This is a genomic window from Humibacter ginsengisoli (assembly GCF_054780095.1).
Genome location: NZ_BAAGWZ010000001.1, coordinates 396,483 through 421,746, shown reverse-complemented (window position 1 = coordinate 421,746; position 25,264 = coordinate 396,483). Strand labels below are relative to the sequence as shown.

General features: G+C 67.3%; 20 protein-coding genes and 1 pseudogene. 7 read left to right on the top strand and 14 right to left on the bottom strand.

Translation table 11 applies throughout. The features are described from left to right. Positions 1-70 precede the first annotated feature (70 nt). Positions 71-991 carry a LysR family transcriptional regulator gene (locus ACYVI5_RS01730; protein WP_460578728.1) on the bottom strand — a complete coding sequence of 307 codons (921 nt, stop codon included), beginning with the start codon at positions 989-991 and terminating at the stop codon, positions 71-73. A 180-nt stretch (positions 992-1,171) separates the two neighbouring features. Here ACYVI5_RS01730 and ACYVI5_RS01725 point away from each other — a divergent pair, with 180 nt between their 5' ends. The 7 genes from ACYVI5_RS01725 to ACYVI5_RS01695 all read left to right on the top strand — a co-directional run bounded on the left by ACYVI5_RS01725 (position 1,172) and on the right by ACYVI5_RS01695 (position 8,148). Next, complete coding sequence (locus tag ACYVI5_RS01725) at positions 1,172-2,137, top strand: carbohydrate ABC transporter permease (RefSeq protein ID WP_460578727.1); 966 nt, start codon at positions 1,172-1,174, stop codon at positions 2,135-2,137. After that, on the top strand, positions 2,134-2,955 hold the full coding sequence (locus tag ACYVI5_RS01720) for a carbohydrate ABC transporter permease (RefSeq protein ID WP_460578726.1): 822 nt from the start codon (positions 2,134-2,136) through the stop codon (positions 2,953-2,955). Before ACYVI5_RS01725 ends, ACYVI5_RS01720 begins: the two co-directional genes overlap by 4 nt. Before the next feature lie 69 nt (positions 2,956-3,024). Beyond that, positions 3,025-4,302, top strand: coding sequence for an ABC transporter substrate-binding protein (locus ACYVI5_RS01715; protein ID WP_460578725.1), 1,278 nt, complete (start codon positions 3,025-3,027; stop codon positions 4,300-4,302). 170 nt (positions 4,303-4,472) lie between these two features. Next, positions 4,473-4,901, top strand: coding sequence for a hypothetical protein (locus ACYVI5_RS01710; RefSeq protein ID WP_460578724.1), 429 nt, complete (start codon positions 4,473-4,475; stop codon positions 4,899-4,901). 92 nt (positions 4,902-4,993) lie between these two features. After that, on the top strand, positions 4,994-7,195 hold the full coding sequence (locus ACYVI5_RS01705) for an NADP-dependent isocitrate dehydrogenase (protein WP_460578723.1): 2,202 nt from the start codon (positions 4,994-4,996) through the stop codon (positions 7,193-7,195). A gap of 111 nt (positions 7,196-7,306) precedes the next feature. Beyond that, positions 7,307-7,759, top strand: coding sequence for a GNAT family N-acetyltransferase (locus ACYVI5_RS01700; protein WP_460578722.1), 453 nt, complete (start codon positions 7,307-7,309; stop codon positions 7,757-7,759). A 20-nt stretch (positions 7,760-7,779) separates the two neighbouring features. Further along, positions 7,780-8,148, top strand: coding sequence for an MGMT family protein (locus tag ACYVI5_RS01695; RefSeq protein WP_460578721.1), 369 nt, complete (start codon positions 7,780-7,782; stop codon positions 8,146-8,148). A gap of 32 nt (positions 8,149-8,180) precedes the next feature. On the opposite strand, the gene ACYVI5_RS01690 is transcribed toward ACYVI5_RS01695, so the two are convergent. From ACYVI5_RS01690 to ddaH, 13 genes and pseudogenes are all read right to left on the bottom strand, one after another. After that, positions 8,181-8,621 carry a globin family protein gene (locus ACYVI5_RS01690; RefSeq protein WP_460578720.1) on the bottom strand — a complete coding sequence of 147 codons (441 nt, stop codon included), beginning with the start codon at positions 8,619-8,621 and terminating at the stop codon, positions 8,181-8,183. Positions 8,622-8,788: 167 nt separating this feature from the next. After that, a complete protein-coding gene (locus ACYVI5_RS01685; RefSeq protein WP_460578719.1) occupies positions 8,789-10,450 on the bottom strand; it encodes a chloride channel protein in 1,662 nt (553 codons plus the stop codon). Then, on the bottom strand, positions 10,447-10,923 hold the full coding sequence (locus ACYVI5_RS01680; protein ID WP_460578718.1) for a MarR family transcriptional regulator: 477 nt from the start codon (positions 10,921-10,923) through the stop codon (positions 10,447-10,449). Before ACYVI5_RS01680 ends, ACYVI5_RS01685 begins: the two co-directional genes overlap by 4 nt. 61 nt (positions 10,924-10,984) lie before the next feature. Then, positions 10,985-12,007, bottom strand: coding sequence for a tellurite resistance/C4-dicarboxylate transporter family protein (locus tag ACYVI5_RS01675; RefSeq protein WP_460578717.1), 1,023 nt, complete (start codon positions 12,005-12,007; stop codon positions 10,985-10,987). Between the two features lie 294 nt (positions 12,008-12,301). Further along, positions 12,302-14,116 (bottom strand): ABC transporter ATP-binding protein, encoded by a 1,815-nt coding sequence (locus ACYVI5_RS01670; RefSeq protein ID WP_460578716.1) that lies wholly within the window; start codon positions 14,114-14,116, stop codon positions 12,302-12,304. Beyond that, complete coding sequence (locus tag ACYVI5_RS01665; protein ID WP_460578828.1) at positions 14,113-15,864, bottom strand: ABC transporter ATP-binding protein; 1,752 nt, start codon at positions 15,862-15,864, stop codon at positions 14,113-14,115. The genes ACYVI5_RS01670 and ACYVI5_RS01665 overlap by 4 nt, the downstream gene beginning before the upstream one ends. A gap of 463 nt (positions 15,865-16,327) precedes the next feature. Beyond that, entirely contained in the window at positions 16,328-16,474 is a 147-nt protein-coding gene (locus ACYVI5_RS01660) for a hypothetical protein (protein ID WP_460578715.1), read from the bottom strand. A 235-nt stretch (positions 16,475-16,709) separates the two neighbouring features. After that, positions 16,710-17,186: a hypothetical protein gene (locus ACYVI5_RS01655; RefSeq protein WP_460578714.1), complete on the bottom strand. Its 477-nt coding sequence runs from the start codon at positions 17,184-17,186 to the stop codon at positions 16,710-16,712. Between the two features lie 7 nt (positions 17,187-17,193). Beyond that, positions 17,194-17,646, bottom strand: a complete 453-nt coding sequence (locus tag ACYVI5_RS01650; protein WP_460578827.1) for a PEP-utilizing enzyme — start codon at positions 17,644-17,646, stop codon at positions 17,194-17,196. A 1,291-nt stretch (positions 17,647-18,937) separates the two neighbouring features. Further along, positions 18,938-19,717, bottom strand: a pseudogene (locus ACYVI5_RS01645) (PEP/pyruvate-binding domain-containing protein); the annotation flags it as partial. A 93-nt stretch (positions 19,718-19,810) separates the two neighbouring features. After that, entirely contained in the window at positions 19,811-22,735 is a 2,925-nt protein-coding gene (locus ACYVI5_RS01640; protein ID WP_460578713.1) for an ATP-binding protein, read from the bottom strand. Between the two features lie 41 nt (positions 22,736-22,776). Further along, positions 22,777-23,856, bottom strand: coding sequence for a Glu/Leu/Phe/Val dehydrogenase family protein (locus tag ACYVI5_RS01635; protein WP_460578712.1), 1,080 nt, complete (start codon positions 23,854-23,856; stop codon positions 22,777-22,779). Positions 23,857-23,995: 139 nt separating this feature from the next. Then, on the bottom strand, positions 23,996-25,204 hold the full coding sequence (gene ddaH, locus ACYVI5_RS01630; protein WP_460578711.1) for a dimethylarginine dimethylaminohydrolase family protein: 1,209 nt from the start codon (positions 25,202-25,204) through the stop codon (positions 23,996-23,998). Positions 25,205-25,264: the final 60 nt, after the last annotated feature.

Genomic DNA, 25,264 nt, shown 5'->3' with positions numbered 1-25,264 from the left:
TCACTGATTGCGTGCGAGCGCCGGTGAGAGGCGCTCACGGATGCGGTCAGCCTAGAAAGCCCGATCGATATCAGTCCAACACCGATTTTGGATGCTGCGATACCTCAGCGGCATCCTCCTGCATACGGTCGAGCAGCGTCCGGACCCTGGGCAGGATCGGATTACGACCGCCCCGCACCCAGACCGCATGCAACTCGACCTCCGGAGCATCGACGAGCTCCGCAAAACCTATCCCCTCCAGTCCGAGACGACGCGCCGAATCCGGCACCAGGGCGATCCCACGCCGCGCGGCGACCAGCAGCATCATCGTGAGCAGCTGGCTCACCGTATGAGCAGTGACCACATGGCGGCCGGCAAGTGCCTGAACCGTGAGGCCATAGAAGTACTGAGCCCCGGTCGAGGAGTGCATGATGAAGTCCTCACCGCCCAGATCGTCGCCGGTCAGCGGTCGTCGAATGCGCAGCAGATGATGCCCGACCGGCGCTGCCACCACGAGCGGTTCATGCTCGACACGGATGCTCTCGAACACCGTGTCATCAAACGGTGGCCTGGCGAACCCCAGGTCTAGATCCCCCTTGAGTAGGGCATCCAGCTGCTGACTGCTGGCGAGTTCCGTCAGCTCGAGACTCACACCCGGAAGGCTAACGCTCATGTGCTTGAGGAAGTCGTCGAGCAGGCGATACGCCCAACTCGCCGTGAACCCGATGTTCAGCGACCCGCTCCAACCCTCCGCGACGCGACGCGCAGCATCCGGTGCCGCCTCGGCCAGACGCAGAAGGCGGCGAGCGTCTTCGAGGAACGCGCTACCGGCGGCGGTCAGCTGAACCCCGCGAGCGTTGCGCTCCAGCAGTTGCACGCCGACCTCGACCTCCAACCGCTGAATCTGACGCGACAACGGCGGCTGGGTCATGTTGAGCCGTTCCGCGGCTCTTCCGAAATGCAACTCCTCCGCAACCGCGACGAAGCCGCGCACCTGCTCGAGGGAATACATACGACGACCATACGGCAGAGTCGGCTCCGATACCCCCACGGCATCGCTCCATCCAAGAACGGTCTTGGACGTGCATGGATGTCCGTGCGTACGGTGGTGCGGTCCGGAGCGTGAACCCGCAACAACGGTTCTGTGACCGCCCGGCACTCGATGACGAGGAGCGACGATGGAGGCACACGGATGGCGACCGTGACGTTGAGCCGCGAAGACCGATCTGTGTCCCCACCGAACGGACGCGCCCGGGCTGCAGGCCGCCGACGGCCATTGCGGGCTGCGCCGTTCTACTTCATCATCCCCGCCGCAGCGTTCTACGCCTTCGTTGTGCTTTGGCCGAGCATCCAGGGCGTGGGCTTCGCCTTCACCGACTGGAACGGGCTCTCGCCTGAGAAGCACTTCGTCGGCATCCAGCAATTCGTCAAAGCGTTCCAAGACGACGCAGCGCTCGCGGCGCTCGGCCACTCGATCGAGCTCGCCGTCGGTATCACCGTGGTGCAGAACCTGATCGGCCTGCTCCTGGCGCTCGGCGTCAACACTCGCATCAAGAGCCGGAACATCCTTCGCGTGTTCCTCTTCGCCCCGGTGGTGATCACCCCTGTCGCTGCGGCGTTCATCTGGCAGTACCTGTTCACGCCCACCGGAACCATCAATGAACTGCTGCAGAGAATCGGCCTGGGCGGTCTTCAGCAGAACTGGCTGGGCGACCCCCGCCTCGCGCTCTTCTCCATCAGCATCATCGTCGTGTGGGAATACGCGGGCTATTCGATGGTGATCTTCCTCGCCGGTCTGCAGGGAGTTCCGGAGGAATCGATCGAAGCATCGCTGGTCGACGGCGCCGGCCCCTTCCGCCGGTTCTGGTACGTCATCCGGCCGGAACTCGCACCCGCTATCACCATCAACCTGATGCTCTCCGTCATCGCCAGTCTGAAGCTGTTCGACCAAGTACAGGTGACCACGGGTGGTGGCCCGGGCCACGCCACCGAGACCCTGTCGACCCTGATCTACAAGAACGTGTTCCAGTTCAACCAGTTCGGGTACGGCATCGCCCTGGCAGTACTGCTCACGATCTGCGTCGGCATCATCTCCGTGCTGCAGTACCGGGGCCTGAACCGATCAGAACGCGTGTCGAAGCGGAGGACCGACTCGTGAGGAAGTACACCTACCGCACACTGGTACTCGAACTGGTGATGATCGCCGTCGGGTTGCTATTCATGATTCCCCTGTACGTGCTGGTCAACCAGTCGCTCAAGGCGCCGTCCGATCTGACCGATCCACTTGCGATCGTGACTCGTCCGACGCTGCAGAACTACGCCGACGCGTGGAGTCAAGCCGGACTGGCTCACGCACTGCTGACGAGCGCCCTGATCACTGTGGTCAGCGTGGTGGTGCTCGTCGTCATTTCGGCGATGGCCGCCTACCCGCTCGCACGCAGCACCAAGCGCTGGTCGACGGTGGCCTTCTACGTCTTCATGATCGGCCTGCTGTTGCCCTTCCAGCTCGCACTGATCCCGCTCTACTCCACGATGCGCGACCTGGGTCTTCTGGGGTCACCGCTGTCGCTCATGATCTTCTACTCCGGTCACCTGGCACCGTTCTCGATCTTCCTTTACGCCGGATTCCTGCGAGCTCAACCCGCCGAGTACGAAGAGGCCGCTGCGGTCGACGGCTGCGGTCCAGTGGGAACGTTCTGGCGCGTCGTGTTCCCCCTGCTGCGCCCCGTCACCGGCACCGTCGTGATCCTGAACGTTCTGAACATCTGGAACGACTTCTTCACCCCGCTGCTCTACCTCAGCGGGTCCGGCAACGCGACCGTTCCCGTCGTTCTGTATTCGTTCGTCGGGGAGTTCGTCAGCCACTGGAACCTGGTCTTCGCCGGACTCGTGATCACGATCGCGCCCATCCTGCTCGTCTACTTCCTCATGCAGCGCACCATCATCAAAGGCTTCGCGAGCGGCCTCAAAGGTTGACCGCGGACACCCTGCACCACCCGAAACATCCATCTGTCCCAACATCCACCCGTACAAGGAGGACGAACCGTGTCCCAACACAGCCGTCTGATCGCGCTCCCCGTCGTCGCGGCACTCGCCGTGACCCTCGCCGCGTGCTCGAGCACACCATCAACATCGGCTCGCACTGCCGGAGCGCCAGAGAAGACGCTGACGATCTCGACCAACCAGAACGACAAGACGCCGCTCGAGCCGATCATCACCGCGTTCGAGAAGAAGTACCCGAAGATCAAGGTCACCCTCACGGCCGCCGAGACGACGACGTACCAGACGACGTTGCAGACACAGCTCTCCGCCAACAACGGACCCGACGTGTTCTACACCTACCCGGGCGCCGGCAACCCGGCGGGCGAGTCACTGCTCGCCGAGGCGGGCTACGTCAAGGACCTCTCCAATCAGCCGTTCGTCAAGCAGCTTCCGAAGGGCATCCGCCCGCTCGCCGAGTACAAGGGCAAGGTATACGTGCGCCCGATGACGGTCGGCGGCATCGGCATGATCTTCAATATGCAAGCGCTGCAGAAGGCCGGCCTGAAGGTGCCGACGACCTTCAGCAGTGTTCTGCAGCTCTGCTCGGATGCCGAGGCTAAGGGAAAGGTGGCCTTCGCGCTCGGCGCCGCCACCCCATCGAACACACAGCTCATCGACTATGCGCTCATTCCCACCTTGGTGTACGCCAAGGACCCCAACTTCAATACCGAGATGTCCAAGGGCAAGGCGACCTTCGCCGGTTCCGCGGGCTGGAAGAAGGCGATGGACATGAATGTCCAAATGCTGAAGGCCGGGTGCTTCGAGAAGGACCCAACGGGCGTGCAGTACCCGGATGCCGCGAAGATGGTGGCAGCCGGTGACGCCCTAGCCATCGTGCAGACACAAGGCGCCATCGCCCAGCTTCAGCTCGACAACCCGAGCGGTGACTTTCGGATGAAGGCGTTCCCCGCGACCGATCAGCCGAAGGACACATACCTCGCATCGTCCATCGGCTCGGAGTATGCAATCAACGCGCACGCGAAGGACCCCAACGCAGCGCAACTGTTCCTCGACTTCCTCTCCACACCGGATCAGCAGAACACCTACGCGAAGAACAGCAACTCCGTCCCCGCCATCCCGAACGCGAAGAGCTCGATCCCGGCGTCCATCGCGGTGATCGGCGAATACCAGAAGGCGAACAAGACGTTCGGATACCCCGACCAGTACTGGCCCAACGCGCAGGTACAGCAGGCGCACCTGACCGGCATGCAGGAAGTGCTGTCCGGGCAGAGCGCCCCACAACAGGTCCTGAAATCAATGGATACCGCCTACAAGGGCTGATACCGAGCTGGATTCGTCGCGGAGACGGACGATGCGCCGCCGGGCTGGCTACCGGCGGCGCATCGTCGTTCGCCGGCAGCCCGTCTCCGAGAGCACCAGACGGCAGCTCGAACGACGACCTACAACTCCGCCGACGGGCGCCGTCATCCGTCTGCCCTATCGTGAAGGGCATGACGACTGCCACTCGCCGGCGAACCGGCCGGTTCATCGGCATGCTCGGCGGGATCGCGATCACCGCCCTTCTGCTGTCCGGATGCTCCGCCGTCAACGGGCTCAGCCGCGTCGCATCCTGCTCCCGGCTCGCATCGGCGGGATCCGACCTGAAGGACGCGCTCACCGGGCTGAGCGCTCAGAGCGATCCCGCAGCCGCTCTCAGCACCGTGACCCAGGCGACGGATGCCTTCTCCTCCGCTATGAAGGACGTACGCGACGCGCAGGTGAAGGCCAAGGCGGATGCCGTGACCTCGGCTTTGCACACCCTCGCCGCGGAACTGAAGGCGGCTCCGGGCATCCCTCCGGCGCAAGCCGAGACGAAGGTGGAAACCGACAAGGCAGCCGTGCTCGACGCCGCATCCGCAGCCAAGGCGGTCTGCGAGTAGCGCCGTCGTCCGGTATCGTCTAACCAGACGATTTATCTTGACGTCAAGATTCTTTTTCCCGCAAAACCGCCGACAAGGAGCGTGCTGACGCGATGACGAAGATCATCTACACCCACACCGACGAGGCTCCGCTGCTGGCGACGTACTCGTTCCTGCCGATCGTGTCCGCGTTCGCGGAGAAGGCCGGTGTCGAGTTCGAGACCCGCGACATCTCTGTGGCCGGGCGCATCCTCGCGCAGTTCGGCCTGGCCGACGACGCTCTGGCGGAACTCGGCGAGCTGACCGGTTCCCCCGACGCGAACATCGTCAAGCTGCCCAACATCTCGGCATCCATCCCGCAACTGAAGGCGGCGATCAAGGAGCTTCAGGAGAAGGGCTACGACGTTCCCGACTACCCGGACTCGCCCGTCACCGACGAAGAGGCCGAGATCCGCGCGAAGTACTTCAAGGTCATCGGGTCGGTGGTGAACCCGGTGCTGCGCCAGGGCAACTCCGACCGGCGCGCACCCCAGTCTGTGAAGGCGTACGCGAAGAAGCATCCGCACACCAACAAGCCGTTCGCCGAAGGCTCGAAGACGACCGTGGCCACCATGGGTGAGCACGATTTCAAGAGCAACGAGAAGTCCGTCACGATCCCCGCAGACGACACCCTGACGATTGTGCTGGAGACCCAGGACCGCGAACAGAACGTGCTGCTCGAGCAGCTGCCGGTCAAGGCCGGCGAGGTCGTCGACGCGACGCACCTCTCCGCCGAGCACCTCGACGCGTTCCTCGCGAACGCGCTGAAGCGTGCTCAGGCCGAGAACGTGCTGTTCTCCGTGCATCTGAAGGCCACCATGATGAAGGTCTCCGATCCGATCATCTTCGGTCACGTGGTGCGCGCCTACTTCAAGGATGTCTTCGACACGTACGGTGCCGACCTCGCCGCTGCCGGAATCTCTGCGAACGACGGACTGGGCGCCATCCTCAGCGGCATCCAGGCGCTGCCGAACGGGGCCGAGATCCGGGAGGCGATCGACCTCGCCCTCGCGGCCGGTCCGCGACTCTCCTACGTCAACTCGGACAAGGGCATCACGAATCTGCACGTGCCCAGTGACGTGATCATCGACGCGTCGATGCCCGCTCTCATCCGCAACGGCGGCAAGCTCTGGGACGGTGAGGGACACGAAGACGACACTCTCGCCGTCATCCCCGACTCCTCGTACGCCGGCGTGTACGCCACGGTCATCGAGGACGTGAAGAAGAACGGCCCGCTCGACCCCGCTGTCATCGGATCGGTTTCCAACGTCGGCCTCATGGCTCAGGCCGCCGAGGAGTACGGCTCGCACAACAAGACGTTCGAGCTCCCGGTTGCGGGCACAGTGAAGGTGCTGAACAAGGCAGGCGACGTGCTCCTGGAGCACGAGGTGGGCGCAGGCGACATCTGGCGCGCTTGCCAGACCAAGGATGTCCCGATCCGCGACTGGGTGAAGCTCGCCGTCGCCCGTGCGCGCGCCAGCCAGACGCCTGCCGTGTTCTGGCTCGACGAGACCCGCGCACACGACGCTCAGCTCATCGCGAAGGTGCGCGAGTACCTGGCGGACTCGGACCTCGTGGGCGACACGACCGGCCTCACCATCGAGATCCTCGCGCCCGAGCTCGCCACCGCCTACTCGCTGGAGCGGATGCGCAAGGGCGAGGACACCATCTCGGTCACCGGCAACGTGCTGCGCGACTACAACACCGACCTGTTCCCCATTCTCGAACTCGGCACCTCCGCCAAGATGCTCTCGGTCGTGCCGCTCATCGCCGGTGGAGGGCTCTTCGAGACGGGTGCCGGCGGATCCGCACCGAAGCACGTGCAGCAGCTCGTGCAGGAGGACTACCTGCGGTGGGACTCGCTCGGCGAGTTCTTCGCTCTTGTGCCCTCGTTCGAGAAGTACGCCGAGCAGGCCGGACGTCCCGCCGCCAAGGTGCTGGCCGAGACGCTCGACCGCGCCACCGCGACGTTCCTCGACGAGGACCGCAGCCCCGGCCGCAAGCTCGGCACCATCGACAACCGCGGCTCGCACTTCTACCTGGCGCTGTACTGGGCGCAGGAGCTGGCGAAGCAGACGGATGACCCGCAACTGGCATCCGTGTTCGCTCCGCTCGCCGAGGCACTCACCGAGAAGGAGCCGGCCATCGTGGACGAACTCGTCGCGGTGCAGGGCAAGCCGGCAGACATCGGCGGCTACTACCTGCCCGACCCGGAGAAGGCGAGCGCTGTGATGCGGCCGTCCGCGACGTTCAACGAGGCACTGGCCGCCTTCTGACGCGACATCGACACGTGATGGAGGGCACGAACATCCACTGGGTGTACGTGCCCTCTTCACGTTTCCCGAGGCCGACTATCGACGCCGTAGACGGCACGTTACCCTTGTGCCATGGCTGAGCTGCGTCTTGAGGAACTGTCCGCTTCGAACATCTCCGCAGCGAACGCGCTGACACTCAAGCCCGGCCAGGAACAGTTCATCACTCCGGTGTCGTACTCCGCCGCTGCGGCCGTGAACGACCCGAACATGACCTGGCAGCGCGTCGTGGTCGACGGCGACCACGAGGTCGTCGGCTTCATCATGGGCAGCTTCGACCCTGATGCCGACGACGAGTTCCGCTCCATCCTCTGGCGCATCAACGTGGACGCCGAAGTGCAGGGTCGCGGCATCGGCCAGTTCGCCGTCGACGCGCTCGCCGACGAGGCTCGCAAGCGCGGGCAGGACCGGCTCTATGTGATCTGGGAGACCGGGGAGCTCGGCCCAGAGGCGTTCTTCCTCCGCACCGGGTTCTCGCCGATCGGCGAGACGCAGTACGGGGAGACCATCGGCGCAATGGACCTCTGAGCCTCGTCCGCCTGTTCGCGATGACACCGTCGACCGCGCAGCGGCGGATGCCCGAACCCGCCGAGGGCTTCGTCGAGGCCGTCCTCGAGGTGGTGTCGGACATCCCGCCGGGCCGAGTCATGACGTACGGCCAGATCGCGGCGCTCCTCGGGTCGCGGGGTGCCCGAGTCGTGGGCAACGTGATGGCCACGTACGGAGCGGATGTGCCGTGGTGGCGGGTGATCCGGGCATCCGGCCAGCCGCCGGCCTGCCACGAGGGCAAGGCGCTGGAGCACTATCTCGAGGAGAGCACGCCGCTGAAGGGGATGACCCGCGAACAGGCATCACGCGAGGATGCCGTGGAGCGGTACCGCGTCGATCTCGCCGCCGCGCGCTGGTCGCCTTACTGAACCGACCAGCGCCACTCACATCGGGTAGCGCTTCACTCCGCGATGGCCAGCCGGTCGGATGTGGTCGCCGCCTCCGCCGCTTCGATCATGGCTGCGGAAAGGGCAGCATAGACGGACGACCATGCCTGCTTCACTTCGGTGGTGAAGTCTTCACCGAGCCCCAGCGAAAGGGTCGCGAGCAGCGCGGCGCCGACCGTGGGATAGTACTCCGGTTTGACGCCGTAGCCAGCGTGCCGGGCGCCGAGATCGGCGACGATGCGCCGCAGGCCGTCCCAGTCGTTCAGGCCGTTCACTGCCATGCCGAGCATCGTCATGAGCTTGCGGCGCTGTTCGGCCATGTCCTCCGGAAACAACCCCCTCAGCGAGGGATCGCGCTCGAAAAGCTCCTCATAGAAGATGGTCGCGGCCTGATCGGCGATCGGTGTCACCTTCGCGAAACTGGTCCGTACGAGTTCGATCTGCTCGGAGTTCATCTGCTGTCCTCATCTCGAGTCGGATGGCGTCTGCTGAGCGTCCGCCCTCGGGCAACGCCCGGTATGACGCAACAGTAGGAACGCGCCGTTACGGCCGAGGTGCCGCTCGCATCACGGCGTGTGACAACCGGCTCACGCCCGTAGGTCAGCGATGTGAGAGACCGAATCTAGATCGGCGCCGGGTCGCCTTCCGTCGATGCGGTGCGGAAGCCGAGCGTGCGGGATCGGTGGTGCTCCTCCGTGAGGTCGTGGAGTCGAGGCTGGAGCAGGTCCGCAATGCCGACCCGACCGATCACGGTGCCGTCGGCATCCAGAACGTCGGCCTCGGTGCATCCGTTCTCTGCGAAGAGATAGGCAAGGGCGCGCACCGTCAGCTGTCCGCGCACCGCGAAACGATCACCCACGGGCACGTCGTCATCGGGGATCGGATGCATGACATCGCGAACGAAGAACGTCTCCAGCGGATCGGTGGAGTACTCCCGGGTGAGATGAAGACCGCGGCGCGCGATTTTCTCCGTCAGGACAGACCGCTTCAGCACCAGCACCGACAGCGCGTACGCCGCGGTGGCCGACAGGAGGAGCGCCGGCAGGGCGTTCCACGCGTGTGTCAGCTCGAGTGTGAACACGGTGCCGGTGAGGGGCGAGCGCATCACCCCGCCGAGCACCGCGGCGAGCCCGCACATGGCCCAGAACCCCGGCATGACGTCGGGAAGAACGGTGCCCTCGAGAGCGCCCAGCGCGCCGCCCACCATGAACATCGGCGCCAGCACGCCGCCGGACGTGCCCGAGCCGAGCGACAGCGACCAGATCAGCGTCTTGACCACAAGGATGCCCAGAATCAGCGACATCGTCGCCCTGCCGGTCAGCAACTGATCGATGACGTCATAGCCGACACCCAGCGCCTGCGGCTCGATGAGGCCACCCGCGCCGATGATGAGGCCGCCGATCGCCGGCCACCACATCCAATGGATCGGGAGTTTCGTGAACCCGTCCTCCGCCTTGTAGACCAGCCAGGTCGCACCGACAGCGAGGAGGCCGCCGGTCAGTCCCACCGCCGCGGCGATGCCGCACACGAGGGGCGACAGGTGCAGGTGCGATGCGTCGACCGGAAAGACCGGGCCGGTGCCGAGCAGGACCCCGCGCACCATCGTGGCGACCGAGACGGCGGCGACCACCGGCACGAAGCTGCGCGGCCGCCATTCGAACAGCAGCAGCTCGACGGCCAGGAGCACCGACGCCAGCGGCGAGTTGAACGTGGCGGCCATACCTGCCGCGGCGCCCGCGACGAGCAGCGTCTTGCGCTCATCCGCTGTCAGCTTCAGCAGTTGGGCGAGCAACGACCCGAGGGCGCCCCCGGTCATGATGATCGGGCCCTCCGCGCCGAACGGACCACCCGTGCCGATGCTGACTGCTGCGGAGATCGGCTTCAGCACGGTCACCTTGGGCGAGACCCGGCTTCCGCCGGTGAGGATCGCCTCGATCGCCTCCGGCATGCCGTGGCCGCGGATCTTCTCCGAGCCGAACCGTGCCATCACACCGACGATGAGACCGCCGAGGACCGGGGCGAACAGGATGATCCACCACGGTGCGTGCGCGGCGCTCGGGGCGACCAGCGCGGTGTCGACGCGACCGAAGAACACGAGGTTGGTGACCAGGCCGATCAGCCTGAGCAGAACGAAAGCGGCCACGCCGGCCAACGCGCCGACGGGCAGGGCGAGTGCGGTGATGACGAGCATGCGGCGGTCGACCGCGAAGTCGCCCAGCACAAGGCGGGCATGACCGGTCCTCGAGGCGCCGCCGGTTGCGCGCCTCGGATTCGTGTTCCTCACAGCGGCAACCACCCGAGGTGGGAGTGCTCCGGCCGGCTGGCGGCCGCACTGTGGAACGTCGTCAGGGCGCGAACGGCTGCGGCCCGATCGGCCGCATCCACGGAGTGCAGGATGCGGGCCAGTTCGACGTGACGCCATGACAAGACCTCGTGCACGGTCTTGACACCGAGCGGGCTGAGGGCGAGTGCGACGATCGAGCGCTTCTCACCGTCGCGATCCCTCGTCACATGACCGGATGCCACGAGGCGGTCGGCCATGCGCGTCACGGACGAGGGCGAGACGGCCAGCTCGCGGGCCAGCTTGGTGGAGGGCGTCACCCCAAGGTCGTCGAGCACGAGCATCAGCCGGAACTGCGGCAGGGAGACGCCGGGAGCCACGACCTCGACGCTGCGCACGGCCACGTCGATGAGGTCTCTGGTCGCGACCTGGAACGCGGTGACCTCCTCGTCGGAGGGAGGGACATTCGTTTGCACTAAGCAAGTATTGCAGAGAGCAAGTCCTTCGGTCGAATCGGCATCTCAGCGATCGCCGTCTTCAGCGCAAGCGCCATAGGCGCCCTGCGACATGCACGACCATCGACACGGCGACGATGGCCCAGACCACGAACGCGACCCAGATGCTCACCGCCCCGATGCCTCCGAGCGTGGGCAGCCGGTCAGCTTTGCCCAGATACATGCTTGCCACGGCATACATGCTCATCGGGAAGACCATGCCCCACAGCGCGACGTCGTATCGCAACGGAACCCGATGCACCACGTGCCGCCACCATCCGATGCTCACCAGCGCGGGAACGAGCCAGGTGGCGAACGACCACAGCACGACGCCCGCGCCGGCTATGAGGCCGCGCGAGGCGTCGATCATCGGCATGTCGGACATCTCGACGAGCTTCGACGCGGCGAGAACGGTGATGGCGGCGGCGCCCATCGCCACCCAATAGTCCGGTCCCAGTTCGGCTGCCGAGATGCCTTGAGTCAGCATGCGCACGACGATGACCACGCCGATCACGGCATAGAGCACGAGGCCGACGGACCACGACAGCACCGCCACGATCGCGAGCAGTTCGGCCGATGCCCTCGCCAGCGGCTCGAGCGAGGCGGCCACGAGTGCGACCGATTGGCTCGCGACCGGCCAGATGAACCAGGTTCCGTTGACGTCTCGCAGCGCATCGATGTGCCAGGGATGCGCCAGCACCACCCCGCCCGGAATGGCGTACTCGAGCACGAGCCAGGTCGCGAACGCGACGATCAGCAGCACGCACGGCAGAGCGAAGCCGATCGCAGGGATGAGCCTGGCCGCGATCACATCGGTCGCGGCCACGAACGTGAAGAATGCAAACCCCGTTCGGACCCTCGTGAAGTCCGCGACGATCTCATGACGGTAGGCGACCAGCCGCCACCCGGTGAGCACCACAAGAACGACGTAGGCGACGACCGCGAGCCACAAGAGGACCCACGAGAGCCCGGAGAACCCGACCTGGGCCACGCCGACAGACACCGTGCCGGTCGCCATCACCACGGCGAAGTACGTCGGCGACAGCGTGCGTACCGCTTCGCTCAACCCTCGACGCTGTGCCTCCAGCACCTTCTCAGCGTATGCCGCCGGGCGCCGCCAGCCGTTCCCGATGGGGCCGCGCCGCCGGATGACCCCCTGTGGCCTTCTCCCGATGCAGACCGTCACCGGCACGCCCGCTGTGGCTGCCGGCATCCGCTGCGCCTTCGATCTCTCGCGCTCCCGCCGAAAACAGGCAAATCCCGTGGGAACAGGCAACTCCTGCCTGTTCCCACGGGGTAGGCGCTTTCCCGCCTGTTCTCGTGCTACTGCGGGTGGACCGTAACGGAAGCAGACAACCGGCTAGACCAGTGAGTCGCGCCAGGCTGCGTGCAGCTGCGCGAAGCGCCCGGTGCCGGCGATGAGGTCGGCCGGTGAGCCGTCCTCGACGACACGGCCGTGCTCCATCACGAGCACGCGGTCGGCGATCGCGACCGTGGAGAGCCGGTGCGCGATGATCAGAGCCGTGCGGTCCTTCAGCAGGGTCTGCAGGGCATCCTGAACCAGACGCTCGCTCGGGATGTCGAGCGAGCTCGTCGCCTCGTCAAGGATGAGCACCGCCGGGTTCGCGAGGAACGCCCGCGCGAACGAGATCAGCTGCCGCTGGCCCGCCGAGACCCGCCCGCCGCGCTTGTTCACATCGGTGTCGTACCCGTCGGGCAGACCCTGGATGAACTCCGCCGCGCCCACGGCTTCGGCCGCAGCGCGGATCTCGTCGGGCGTGGCATCCGGCTTGCCCAGGGCGATGTTGTCGGCGACTGTTCCGGAGAACAGGTACGCCTCCTGGGTGACCATGACGATCGCGCGGCGCAGATCTTTCGGGTGCAGATCGCGTAGATCGACACCGTCGAGCGTGACCGACCCCTCGGTGGGGTCGTAGAACCGCGCGATCAGCTTCGCCAGCGTCGACTTGCCCGCTCCCGTTGATCCCACGAGCGCGATCGTCTGACCGGCGGGAACGTCGAGCGTGAACTCCGGCAGGATGACGCGATCCTTCTTGTAGGCGAACGTCACGTCGTCGAACTTGACGTTCCCCTTGGCCTCCCAGAGGTCGACCGGATGCACCGGGTCGGGCACGCTCGGCTCCTCCTCCAGCACACCTGAGATCTTCTCAAGCGCTGCCGCGGCCGACTGGTAGGAGTTGTAGAACATCGCCATCTCCTCCATCGGGTCGAAGAACCGACGGGTGTAGAGCAGCACGGCCAGCAGGATGCCGATGGGGAGGGCCCCCATCGCCACGCGGAATCCGCCGACCAGCAGCACCACCGCGACGGTGATGTTGCCGATCATCACGAGCCCCGGGTCGAAGATTCCGAACAGCTGGATCGTCTTGGCGTTGACGTCGCGGTAGTCCTCGACGAGGTCGCCGAACTCCTTCTCGTTGCGCTTCTCCTTGCGGAAAGCCTTGACGGCACGGATGCCCGTCATGGTCTCCACGAAGTGCACGATGAGCTTCGCGGATGCCACGCGCGAACGCCGGAACAGCACCTGCGACCGCTTCTGGAACCACCGCGTCAGGAAATACAGCGGAACCAGCGCGCAGAACAGGATGACGCCAGACACCCAATCGTTCACGAACATGAAGACCGCGATGAAGCCCGAGTACAGCACGCCCTGCACCAGCTGGTTGATGCCAGAGTCCAGCAGTTCCCGGATGGAGTCCAGGTCGCTGGTCTGCCGCGAGATGATGCGGCCCGACGTGTACGACTCGTGGAATTCCAGGCTCAGCCGCTGCGTGTGCAGGAACACCCGCTTGCGCAGATCGAGCAGGATCGCCTGGCTGATGCGCGCCGACATGACGGTGTACCAGGACACCGTCGCCGCGCCGATCACACCGGTGATCAGGTACGCAGCGCCGGTGAGCGCGATGGGCCACCAGTCCTGCGATTTCAGGGCCGAGATGCCCTGGTCGACGCCGATGCCGATCAGTGTCGGTCCGATCACCTGCGCCAGCGTGGAGACCACGATCACGACGAAGGCGAACGCCACTCGTCCGCGCAACGGCCGCAGCAGCGACCCGAGCAGCCGTAGCGACCTGCGACGGATCTGCCGCGACTCCTCCTTGGAGAAGTCGTTGCGCTCCTCGCCCTCGACTCCGAGAACAGTTGCGGTGCTCACAGGCTCACCTCCTCCAGTGCTTCTTGCTCTTCGTCGTCTTCGAGACTCGAGATGACGAATCGGTAGTGCTCGTTGGTCGCCAGCAGATCGTGGTGCGTGCCCACGGCCGTGATGCGTCCGTCTTCGAGCAGTGCGACGCGGTCGGCCAGCATGACGGTGGACGGCCGGTGCGCAACGATGAGCGCCGTTGTGGACGCGAGCACTCGCCTCAGCGCCGCCTCCACGAGCGCCTCGGTGTCGACATCCAGAGCCGACAGCGGATCGTCGAGCACGAGCACCTCCGGGTTCGCGGCGACCGCGCGGGCAAGCGCCAGGCGCTGCCGCTGGCCACCGGAGAGGCTCAGCCCCTCCTCCCCGACCTTCGTGTCGACGCCGTCGGGAAGGTCGTATGCGAAGCCCGCCTGGGCGACCTCGAGCGCTTCGGTGAGCACGCCATCCGCTCGCTTCTGCGTCTCGGGATCGTCGCCCGCCAGATCGGCGCGGCCGAGCAGCACGTTGTCGCGCACGGAGGCGGAGAACAGCGTGGCATCTTCGAACGCCATGGCGATGTGGGTGCGCAGCTCGTTCCTGCTCAGGGCCCGGATGTCGACGCCGTCGAGCGTGATCGATCCGCCCGTCACGTCGTACAGACGGGTGGTGAGCGCCGTGAGGGTCGACTTGCCGCAGCCGGTCAGGCCGACGAGCGCCATGGTCTCCCCCGGCTCCAGCTCGAGGTCGATGCCGTCGAGCAGATCGGGGTAGCCCGCCGGTGTGTCGGGGTACCGGAAGTGCGCTCCGCGGAACGCGAGGCGGCCCTGCGGGTTCGTCACGACCTGCGGATGCTCCGGGTCATCGATCGCGTTCGGCGTGTTCATCACGTCGAAGAACCGGTCGGCTGCCGTTCGGGTGTCGAACGTCATCGACAGCAGGAACCCGATCGACTCGATCGGAAACCGCAGCACGGTCGCCGTGGCGAAGAACGCGAGCAGCTGACCGGCGGTGAGCGAGTTCGCCGACACCAGCCAGACGCCGACGACGAGGCATACCGCGAACGCGACATCCGGAACCAGCAGCAGCCACAGCCAGATGCCCGCGATGGCCTTCGCCTTCGCGATCTCGGTGCCGCGCAGGTCTTCCGCCTGCTTCTCGAAGTTGCGCAGCGCGTGGCGCCCACGGCCGAACGCCTTGAGCACGCGGATGCCGTGCACCGACTCCTCGACGGCCGTCGCCAGGTCGCCCGCCTGGTCCTGGCTGCGTCGGGCGATGACCGAGTACCGGCTCTCGAACACGTAGCCGTAGATCCACAGCGGAATCGAGCAGACCATGAAGATGACCGCGAGCAGCCAGTTCCACGTGAGCAGCACGACGAAGCCGATCACGATGGTGAGGATGTTCACGAACAGCAGCACGAAGCCGAAGCTCAGCCAGCGGCGGATCAGGTTGAGGTCGCTGACGGCGCGGCTGAGCAACTGGCCAGATGGCCAGCCGTCGTGGAAGCTCACCGGCAGGTCCTGCAGCTTGGCGTAAAACGCGTTGCGCAGGTCGGCCTCCACCTTGGTGCCCGGCGTGAGCACGAACCAGCGGCGCAGCGAGATGAGCACCGCCTCCGCGGCGCCCAGCACCAGCACGAGCAGCGCGGACGGTATGACTTCGGACGGGTCGCCGTCTTTCATCGGACCGTCGACGAGCGCCTGCAGCACGATGGGGATCAGCAGCGCGACGATGGATGCTCCGATCGCCGCCACCATGCCCAGGTAGATGCGCGACATGGCCGGCTTCGCGAACGGGTAGATGCGCGCGAGCGACTGGAAGGTGCTCAGCCGCTTGCCGCCCGTCGCCTCGTGCTCCGCAGCGCGCGTCTCGCGCTCATGCTCGCGCGCCGGCTCTGGTTCCGGAGGGTGGAGAAGGGGTGTCTGGTTCTGTGCCTCAGAGGCAGACATGGTTCACCGTTTCGTGTGGAAGGTGTGTGGTGTGGTGTTTCGCGGATGCCTGGTGAGGCATCCGCGAGGCGGGAATCGCGAGTCGAATCGATTCTGCCGCTGGGGAGCGACACTCGATCCGTGGCGGGCACGAGATCGGTCGCGAGCGAAGTGGTCCGAGCGGTGGGCGGGGGTCGCAAGAGCCGACAGTCGTCGGATGCCCCGAGCGGGTCGGACGTTCGCTTGGGCGGCGGAGTACTCCGCGCGCTTGGCCGGAAGGGCTGAAGGGTGAGCTGGTGTGGTGCCTTGTCAGCTAACCGATCGCAACGGGACTTCCGGCGCGATGACCGGCGGGAGACGCTGCATACCTATACCCAGCCGGACCGCTGAAGGCGGTCGGCACGAGGAGGACCGCGACGCCCGCGCGCAGCCGCGGCGTGATCTCGGTCTTCGTCATCATGGCGTCCTCCTTGCGGTGCCGGGAGGCTCGCACGTGGAGCGACCCGGGTCTCGACCAGTCATCCGGATGCCGCTCTCGGTAAACCCAAAGGCGCGAAGAGCGACAGCAGATCAGGCTATACCGACACAGCGTGAGGGTTCAAGTGGCGGAGGGAGAAGATTGCGAACACAGCGAAGCAGCAGTCTTCGCGACACGAGCGCGGAGACTGCTGCTTCGCCTACGACAGGGCTGCCGGTCAGCGCTGCAGAAGAGGATGCCGCGCGCGGTCGACAGTCAGCCAGACGAACCCTGCGGTGATCACCATGCCGTCGAAGGCGTGCAGCGCGCCGAACCACGGGTTCACATCGAACCCCAGACCCACCAGCAAGCCCTGAACCACGAAGAGGAGCACGGCCAGCACGAGTGGTATGACCCACGACTTCCAGCCCGCCCAGGCGATCAGTCCGCAGATCAGAAGAACGACGGCGAGGTACTGCAGCACCTGACCGGTGGCGGCGTGCGGGAGGAAGGCTGCGCGGTCGGCGGCTTCGTCGCCCGGGTGCCGCGTGCCCTGCCAGAACCCGAAGGCGGCGAACGCCACCTGCAGCGCGCAGATCACCATGCCTGCGATGGCACCGACGAACTGCACGCGGTCGAAGACCACCCGGTATCTGCGTACGCCCGACGTGCCCCTTTCCGCTTGCCTCCGCTGCTGCTTCATGGTCGTACTCATGATGTCCTCACCCTTTCCACACCGGGTCGCACACCTCGATGCGCCCCGTCGAACCGTCCACTACCACGTTCATGCCCGTGCGAAGCACCGTCGTCGCGCTCCCGGTGCCGAGTACAGCCGGGATGGCGTTCTCCCTCGCGACGATCGCCGCGTGCGACAGCGCACCGCCCCGGTCGGTCACGAGCGCACCCGCGATTCCGAACACCACGCTCAGCGCCGGATCGGCGGTCGCGCAGACCAGTACCTCGCCCGCTCGAAGATCTCCGGCCGATGCGCCATCGGTCAGAACGCGGACCGGGCCCGAATATCTGCCAGGCGATGCCGGAACACCCGTCAAAACCAGGTTCCTGTCGTCGGCCCCGATGGTTCCGACCTCCGAGTCGGCCGCGCCGCCGCGCGCCCAGAGGAGGGCACGATTCAGTTCCCTCGCTGCGGCCGGCAGACCGCGCAGGTCGGGCATGCGGACGACCGGACCAACGGCATCGGGTCCCGGATGGGCGCGCGTCCACGCGCGCTCCCCGGCCGCCCTGGCGACCCGTGCGCGCAATTGCCCCCTCACCGGTGGCGTCCGCGGCCGCGCTCACGCCGCCGATCAGCGCACGGCAGAGCGTGTCGAGGTCGAGTTGCACGGCATCTTCACGGCGGCCAAGCGCGCCGCGAGCCACCAGGCGTCGTCCTGCCTCGAGCGCGGCCAGCCGCAGCAGGCCACCGAACACGGCGCCTGTGCGCTGGGCGACGTCGTCACGAACGCCGTGCGCGGATCTCGCGCCGCGCAGCACCGCCAGGAACCGTTCTCGATCCGCGGGCTTCAGCGCCCGCAGAGCCGCCTCCTCCATGGATGACCCAGTGGCCTCGGCGCTGACGGCGGGATCCGGCATCACTCGCTCTCCGGCGAATGCGTCCGCGATCAGTCGCTCCAGCAGCGCCGGACGCTCCCAGAACACGGGGGCACCCGGATCGTCGCTCATGCCCAGAAACGCATACCGTTCGCACCAGGCTTCGAACTGCGGAGCCAGACGCGGAGCGGCATCCGCGAATCCCTCGAGCACGCGCCCTCGCGGCAGGGCGAGAACGGCACGGCGCTCGACGGCGTTCGCGTTCGCGGCGAGCCGTCGCAGCGCTCTCGACGGCTCAGCACTGGCAGGTGATGAACCGGCCAGCAGCTGAAGCGAACGCGCCGTCGACCAGCCCAGCTCGCTCTCGCAGAACGAAACGAGCCGGTATACGAGCACAGTGATCGGCACGGTGAGCTCGAAGTGATGAGCCATGGCCATCCGAGCCGCATCGGCCACCGCTTGAATATGGCGAGCGAGTTCCGTTTCGGTGAGCCCGCCGAGCGCCACACGACGCAATTCGGCGGCACGCCGGTCGCATTCGGGGCCGGTCTCCTCGCGCCACCTCCGCAGGGCCGCGTCGAGGGCGCCGTCGGAAAGCATCCGCCGTGCCCTTCGTGCGCGGCTTCGCAGGACCGGCTGCGTCCTGGCCAGGAGCCCGAACACCCACCATGGCGGTGGCGCCGCCCCGGGCCTGCCCGGCGTATGCATCGACAGGTAGAGCTCGCCGCCGATCACGCGAGCTTCTGCGCGGTCGATCAGCGCGCCGTAGGTTGTGAACGCCTCCGTCAGACCGCGAGCCACCACCTCGCTCGCGAACGACGCCCCGAGGGCTGAGAAGGGCTCGGCGTACCGTTCGCGCTCCTTGGTCCACGCGATCCCGGCCGGTAGCGACTCGGCCGGCGCGACCGGCAATGCGGTGATCGGACGGGCCTGGAGCACGAACAGCGTTCCGTCGACCGAAGCCCACTCGACGTCCTGCGGTGCGCCGCACCGCTCCTCGATACGCCGGGCCAGCGCCGCGACCCCGGCCGCTTGCTGGGCCGTGAGAGCGCCGAGCTCGGCGCTCTCAGCTCTTGCGCCCTGCTCTCCGATCAGCCACTCGTCGGGCTGAACCGCGCCCTGTGCCACCTGGTCACCGAGGCCGGGAACCGCCGAGACGAGAACAACATCACGCGCACCCGTGACGGGGTCGGCGGTGAAAGCGACACCTGCGGCGTCCGCGTTCACCTGCCGTTGCACCAGCACGGCGAGCGGAGCGGATGCCTGGCCGCCGTAGGCACCGATCCTCGCGTCGAACGCCCCGGCCCAGCATCTCAGCACGGCTTGCCTGAGCGAAGGCAGGCCTCGTACACCGAGCACGCTTTCGTACTGACCCGCGAACGAGGCGTCCGCGCGATCCTCGGCGACCGACGATGACCGCACAGCCAGCGTCGCATCGGGCAGCTCGGCGACGATCTCCTCGAGTGCGTGCTCGACCTCGAGAGGAAGCCGGCCGTCCGAGAGTGCGGATGCAGCGCTCCGGAACGCCGCGGTGGTGAGCACGATCCCCTCGGGCACGGCGAATCCGTCGTGCACCAGCCGACTCAGGACGGCGGCCTTGGAACCGACGAGCGAGGCGTCACAATGTGACGCCGAGGCGAGCGCGACGATCAGCGGCTCTGCCTGCGTCGTCTCCACGGAGACCGTGTCGGTCATCGTCCGCCTCTTCTCGTGGGCTCCCGCCCTTCATCGGCATTCTCGTCGCGGCGCAAGGCGGCACACATCCGTACGTTTACGTATTCGGCGTGCTTACGCCTCCCGGCCGCTCGCTCGCTCCGGCGGCTCGGCCAACCCGGAATCCAGCACGAACCGGGTGAGCCCGACCCGGGAGCCGAACCCCAGACGTGCATAGACGTGCTGCAGATGCGTGGTGACCGTGCGCGGACTGATGTAGAGGCGGTTCGCGATCTCGGCGTTGCTCAGACCTGCAGCCACGAGCCGCGCAACATCGAGCTCTCTCGGGCTGAGGCCGCCACCCGGCGTTCGCCTCGCCTCTGCGTGCGCCGACGGAACACCCAGCCTCGCGAGCAGTCGCGCGGCGCGCTCCGCCTCCGCGACCCCGCCGACGCGGCGAGCGGAGCGCTCGGCGTCGTGCGCTCGGGAGATGGCCGCCGCGCGATCATCTCCCGAGGATGTGGCCGCTTCCAGCCCTGCCCGGGCGGCGAACCGCGTCAAGCCGAGCTCGGCGAAGCCGGCGGCCGCCGCGTCGAAGTCGGCGGCGACGGAATTGATCCAAGCCCGTAGCCACGTCGTCACGGCGGCGGGCAACACCGTTCGGCTTGACCGCACCTGCTCGATTCGCCGCAAGAGGACCTCGATCTGCGCCATGCGTCCTGCGCGCGCGTAGGCCTCACCCAGAAGCGCGATACCGATGAGCGGCAGCCAGCCCGCCGAAGGCCCGCCGAGCACGCTGACACGCGACAGCGCCTCCGCAGCACGGTCCTCGGCCAGCGCGACGGCCACGTCGGCGAGTTCCACTGTGGACCGCACGTTCCGGTCGAACTCCAGCTCGTCTGCCACAACCCTGAGCGCTCCGTCTACTGCGGCGCGCGCCGCCGCAGTACGCCCGAGATGTTCGAGCACGAGCGCGTGGGTGGCAAGCGCCGCCGCAAGGGCGCGCGGCTCCCGCGCTCGCTCTGCGACCTCCACGGCCTCCGACGTCGTGTGCAGAGCGGAGTCGCATTCGCCCGCCGCCAGGTCGGCGATGGCGACCCTGGAGCGCGGCCATGCCGCCAGCAGCGGGATGCCCGACGACAGTTCCTCGCTCGCCGCGCTGTGCAGGCGCAGAGTTTTCAGGTCGCCCTGTACGGCCGCGGCGATCGCGAGCTGGTCGTGTGCTCGCATCTCCAGCAGCACGTCGCCGCTGCCCGTCACACTGGCGAGACCGGCTGCGCACAGGGTCTCCGCGCGCACGAAGTCGGTGTCCATGAGCGCTGCGGCACCGTTCACCAGGGCGACGCGGCCCTTCAGCTGCGGCGAGCGCATCCGCTCGGCCACCTTCTTCAGGCGATCGGACGCCGCGCGCAGCCCTTCGGCGTCGCCCACCCGTACCGCATTCACCGCCTGGGCATGCAGGAGCTCGGCATAGGCATCCGTCGGCTCCAACCGGGAGAGCGCATCGACGGCGGAATTCAGGCGCGACCGGGCGCCGGCGAGGTCGCCGTCCGCCCAATCCGCCTCTGCCAACTCGCGGTCGGTCACGGCACGGCCCACCGGATCGCCGACCTCCGCGAACGCACGTCGGGCGGACATCCATTGCTGCCGCGCGTCGGCGATGTGGCCTTGCTGCCGCAGGAGTCGTCCGTACTCGAGCCGTAATTCGGCGCTCGTCTCCGCGCGCATCCGATCGCAGCGATCCACGGCTGCGGCGAGGAGTCGCTCGGCATCGGACGGCGATCCGAGCCGCAGCATGCGGTTCGCGGCCGAGACGACCGTGGATGCCAGACGCTCGGCGTCGACGAGGCCACCCGCCGCGAGGAGCTCGGCCGCTTCCAGTCCAACCCGGCCCAGGACACGGTAGGCGTCTGCCAGCCGGGCGTGCAGTCGCTGCTGCTGGCCGCGAGACAGATCGCCCAGAACGACGTCGCGCAGTACTCCGTCGCCCAGCGTGTACCGTCCGCCGGCGTCGCACTCGACCATCCCGGAGGACTCGAGGGCGTCAAGGGTGCCGACCAGCACGATCCCGGAAGGATCGCACAGCGGACGCAGCACTTCGATGCCGAGGCCCCCGGCAGTAGCGAGCGCGTTCACCACGTCCCTCGCTTCGTCGTCGAGTGCTGTCAGTCGTGTGAGGACCCGCGCAGAGAGGTCATCGGGCACGGGGAGGGAGGCGCCGTCGCTGAGGGATCGCTCGAGCTCCCGTCCGATGGCGATGAGAAAGGCCGGGCGGCCGGCACAATGCCGGACCACCCGATCGAGAACGGCACCGTCGATGTTTGCTCCCGCGGCGGCGGCGAGCACATCACGAGCGTCGGCGGGCTGTAGCGGCGCCACCACGTGACGGTGCACCCGCCAGGACGTCGACCCGTACGCCGCCCGCAGCGCCGCATACGCGTTGTCGTTCTTTCCCGGATGCATCGTGGTGACCAGGAGCACAGCGCGGTCTGCGAGGGCCGCGGCGAGGTAATCGAGCAGACGACGACTGGATTCGTCGGCCAGATGTGCATCGTCGAGCAGGATCGCCAGTGGACGGCGTCTCGCGAGACGCTCGAACAGACGAGCGAACGCGTCGAGCAGACGCATGCGTTCCAGTCCCGGGTCACCAAGCGGGGCGGGCTCGGACGCGTCGAGGCCGCTGAAGACCAGAGCCAGCGGGTCAAGGCCTTGCGCGATGTGTTCGGCGCCCGGCCCTCGCAGCAGGGGGCCGAGCGCCTCGACGAACGGCGCGAACGGGGCCTCGTGCTCCGGCATCGCGACCCATGGGCCGGCTCCGGCGCGCGCAAGAATGGTGGTGAATCCGGACTGTGCGGCAAGTCGCATGGCCTCGTGACCCAGCCGCGTCGTCCCGACACCGGGAACACCGTCGAGTTCGAGAAAAACGGGCGCACCGCCCGCGACGTCGGCCACTGCGTCGCGAAAAAGAGCGAGTTCCGATGCTCGCCCGATCAGCGGAACGGCTCGCGCCGAGTGGCCCGCGCCGTCGCCGGGTGCTGTGCCATCGGCGCTGGCTGGCATAGCAGCATGCTACGCGGGACGCAGCAGGCTCACAGTATCGGTCACGCCAGAACGGGGACGGCGTCCAGCCGCTCCATCGCAAGCGCCTCGGCGGCGGCGAGAGTCGTGACGCCACGGTCACGGGCATCCTCGAAGATCCGCACGACCGTGTCGCCGATCTGCTCGACCCGCTGCCTGGTGGCATCGGCCGAGGCACCTGGCCGAGTCAGGGTGTCGAGGAAGATGACGCCGCCGGCGTTCACCACGAAGTCCGGTGCCCAGGCGATGCCGCGGTCGCGCATCAGGTCGACGACGCCGCGCTCGGCGAGTTGGTTGTTCGCAGGGCCGCACACGGCGCGCACCTGCAGCGCGTCGACGACCTCTGGAGTGAGGATGCCACCGACTCCGGCAGGCACGAACACGTCACCGGGCACGCGGGTCGCCTCGTCGGGCTCCGTCCACTGGGCACCGAGCCGGACGGCCAGCTCGCGCTTGACCGGGTTCACGTCGGTGACGGTGAGGATGCCGCCGTCGCCTGCCAGACGCGTGGCCAGCAGCGAACCGACATGGCCGAGCCCGAGCACGGTGAAGCGGCGCCCGGCGACCGTGCGGTCTCCGAAGACCGCCTCGAGGGTGGCGAGGATGCCCGCATACACTCCCTGCGCGGTCGCGTCGCTCGGCTCGCCGACACCACCCTTGTCCGAGGGCAGTCCGCACACGTCGGACGTACGCTCTGCGACGACCGCCATGTCTTCTGCGCTGGTGCCGACATCCTCGGCAGTCATGTACGCGCCGTCGAGGGACGCGATCGCGTCGCCGAGGTCGAGCATGACGGCGCGACGGCGCTCGGCATCCAGCTGCATGCCGCGCGGGAGGTAGATGACGGTCTTGCCGCCGCCGCGACGGAGGCCGGCCGCGGCGTTCTTGTACGTCATGCCCTCTGCGAGGCGCAGCGAGTCGTGCACCGCCTCGACCCAGTTGTCGTACAACCACAGCCTGCAGCCGCCGAGAGCCTGGCCCAGCTTGGTGGAGTGCACCGCGATGCTGATCGTCAGTCCGCTCCGCGGCCCCTTCACGATCAGAAGCTTCTCGTGCGGAAGGTCGGTTCCGAACGCTTCGGTGAGTTCGGGCATGGCGGACATCGGTGTCTCCTTAGCGGGCCGCGGCAACGGGGTGGTGTGTCACAGGCATCCGCTCCGCTTTGTGGGCGGAACGTGCACAACTATCTTGCCACCTCGCGCGGGCGCCGGAGCACGGCGCAGCCTTGGCCGAGGGCGCCGCTCAGCCGATCAGGATGCTCAGGCAGGTGACGCAGCCCTCGAGCTTCTCGAACTCGGAGATGTCGACCGTGACGACACGGTAACCGAGGTCGGTGAGGAGCTCCGCGGTCTTCGGGGCCGATGCCGCCAGCAGCACGGCATCCGGACCGAGTACCAGCACCGCGACACCGCTGCGCTCAGGCACCGGGAGGAAGCGGTCGAAGACGGTCGGGTCGACGTGCTCGGTGCTGCCGATCACGGTGCCGTCGGGCAGCGCGGTCACGGCGGACTTCAGGTGCAGTGCGCCCTTCACCGGGACCGCGACGACGTTGTAGCCCTCCTCGGCGGCGATGCCGCGCAGTTGACGGATGCCCTCCCCGTTGGTGCGCTCGCTGCGGCCCACGTAGAGCGTGGTTCCCACTCGCAGCACGTCGCCGCCGTCGAGCGTTCCCGGCTCCTGGATGCGGTCGATCCGCAGGCCGAGGTCGGTGAGCACCGCCTCGGTTCCCGGGGTCTCGCCGCGTCGCTGCTCAGCGCCGGACCGCGCGATGACGGCGCGGTCGCCGAGGATGACCGCGGTGTCCTCGACGAAGACCGAGTCGGGAAGCACCTCTGCGGAGGCCACCTCGACCGTCTCCCAGCCGTTCTCGGCCAGGGCGGCGACGTAGGCATCCCACTGCTCGTCGGCCTTGGGCGAGTCCACCTCGACCCGGTCGATGTTCGTGACGATGCCCTCGGCCAGGTTGGTGGCGGGGATGCGCACCAGCGCGACCCTGCGACCGCGCACGGTTGCCGTGTCGTACTGCGCGATCACGCGGTAGAGCCAGCGGCCGAAGGTCGGCGTCAGTGCGGTGACCAGGGCGATGAAGAGCAGGTTGCGCTCGCCCGTCACGCTCCAGAGCACGGAGATGTCGGGCTTCTGGGCGTTCACCGCCAGGTAGATCATCGTGTCGAGGGCGGTGGAGATGACTCCGATCACGAGGCCGGCGATGAGCGCACCCCACCAGGTGGCGAAGACATCGAAGATCGCGGCCACCGCCAGCAGCACGAACGTGAAGACCGACGCGAGTGTGAAGTATCCGCTGATCGAGACGATGGCCGCCCAGCTCGCACTCTGAGCCGCGAGGTACGCCTCGTTCGTCAGCACCACCGTTCCGACGTGCACGAGGAGTGCGACGAGGAAGGCGGTGAGAACGGATGCCGCGATGCGGCGACCCCAGGCGACAGTCATGCGTACGACCCTAGCCGAGCGCATGCTATGGGCTTGCTGATGCTTCTCGTCTATGACGGA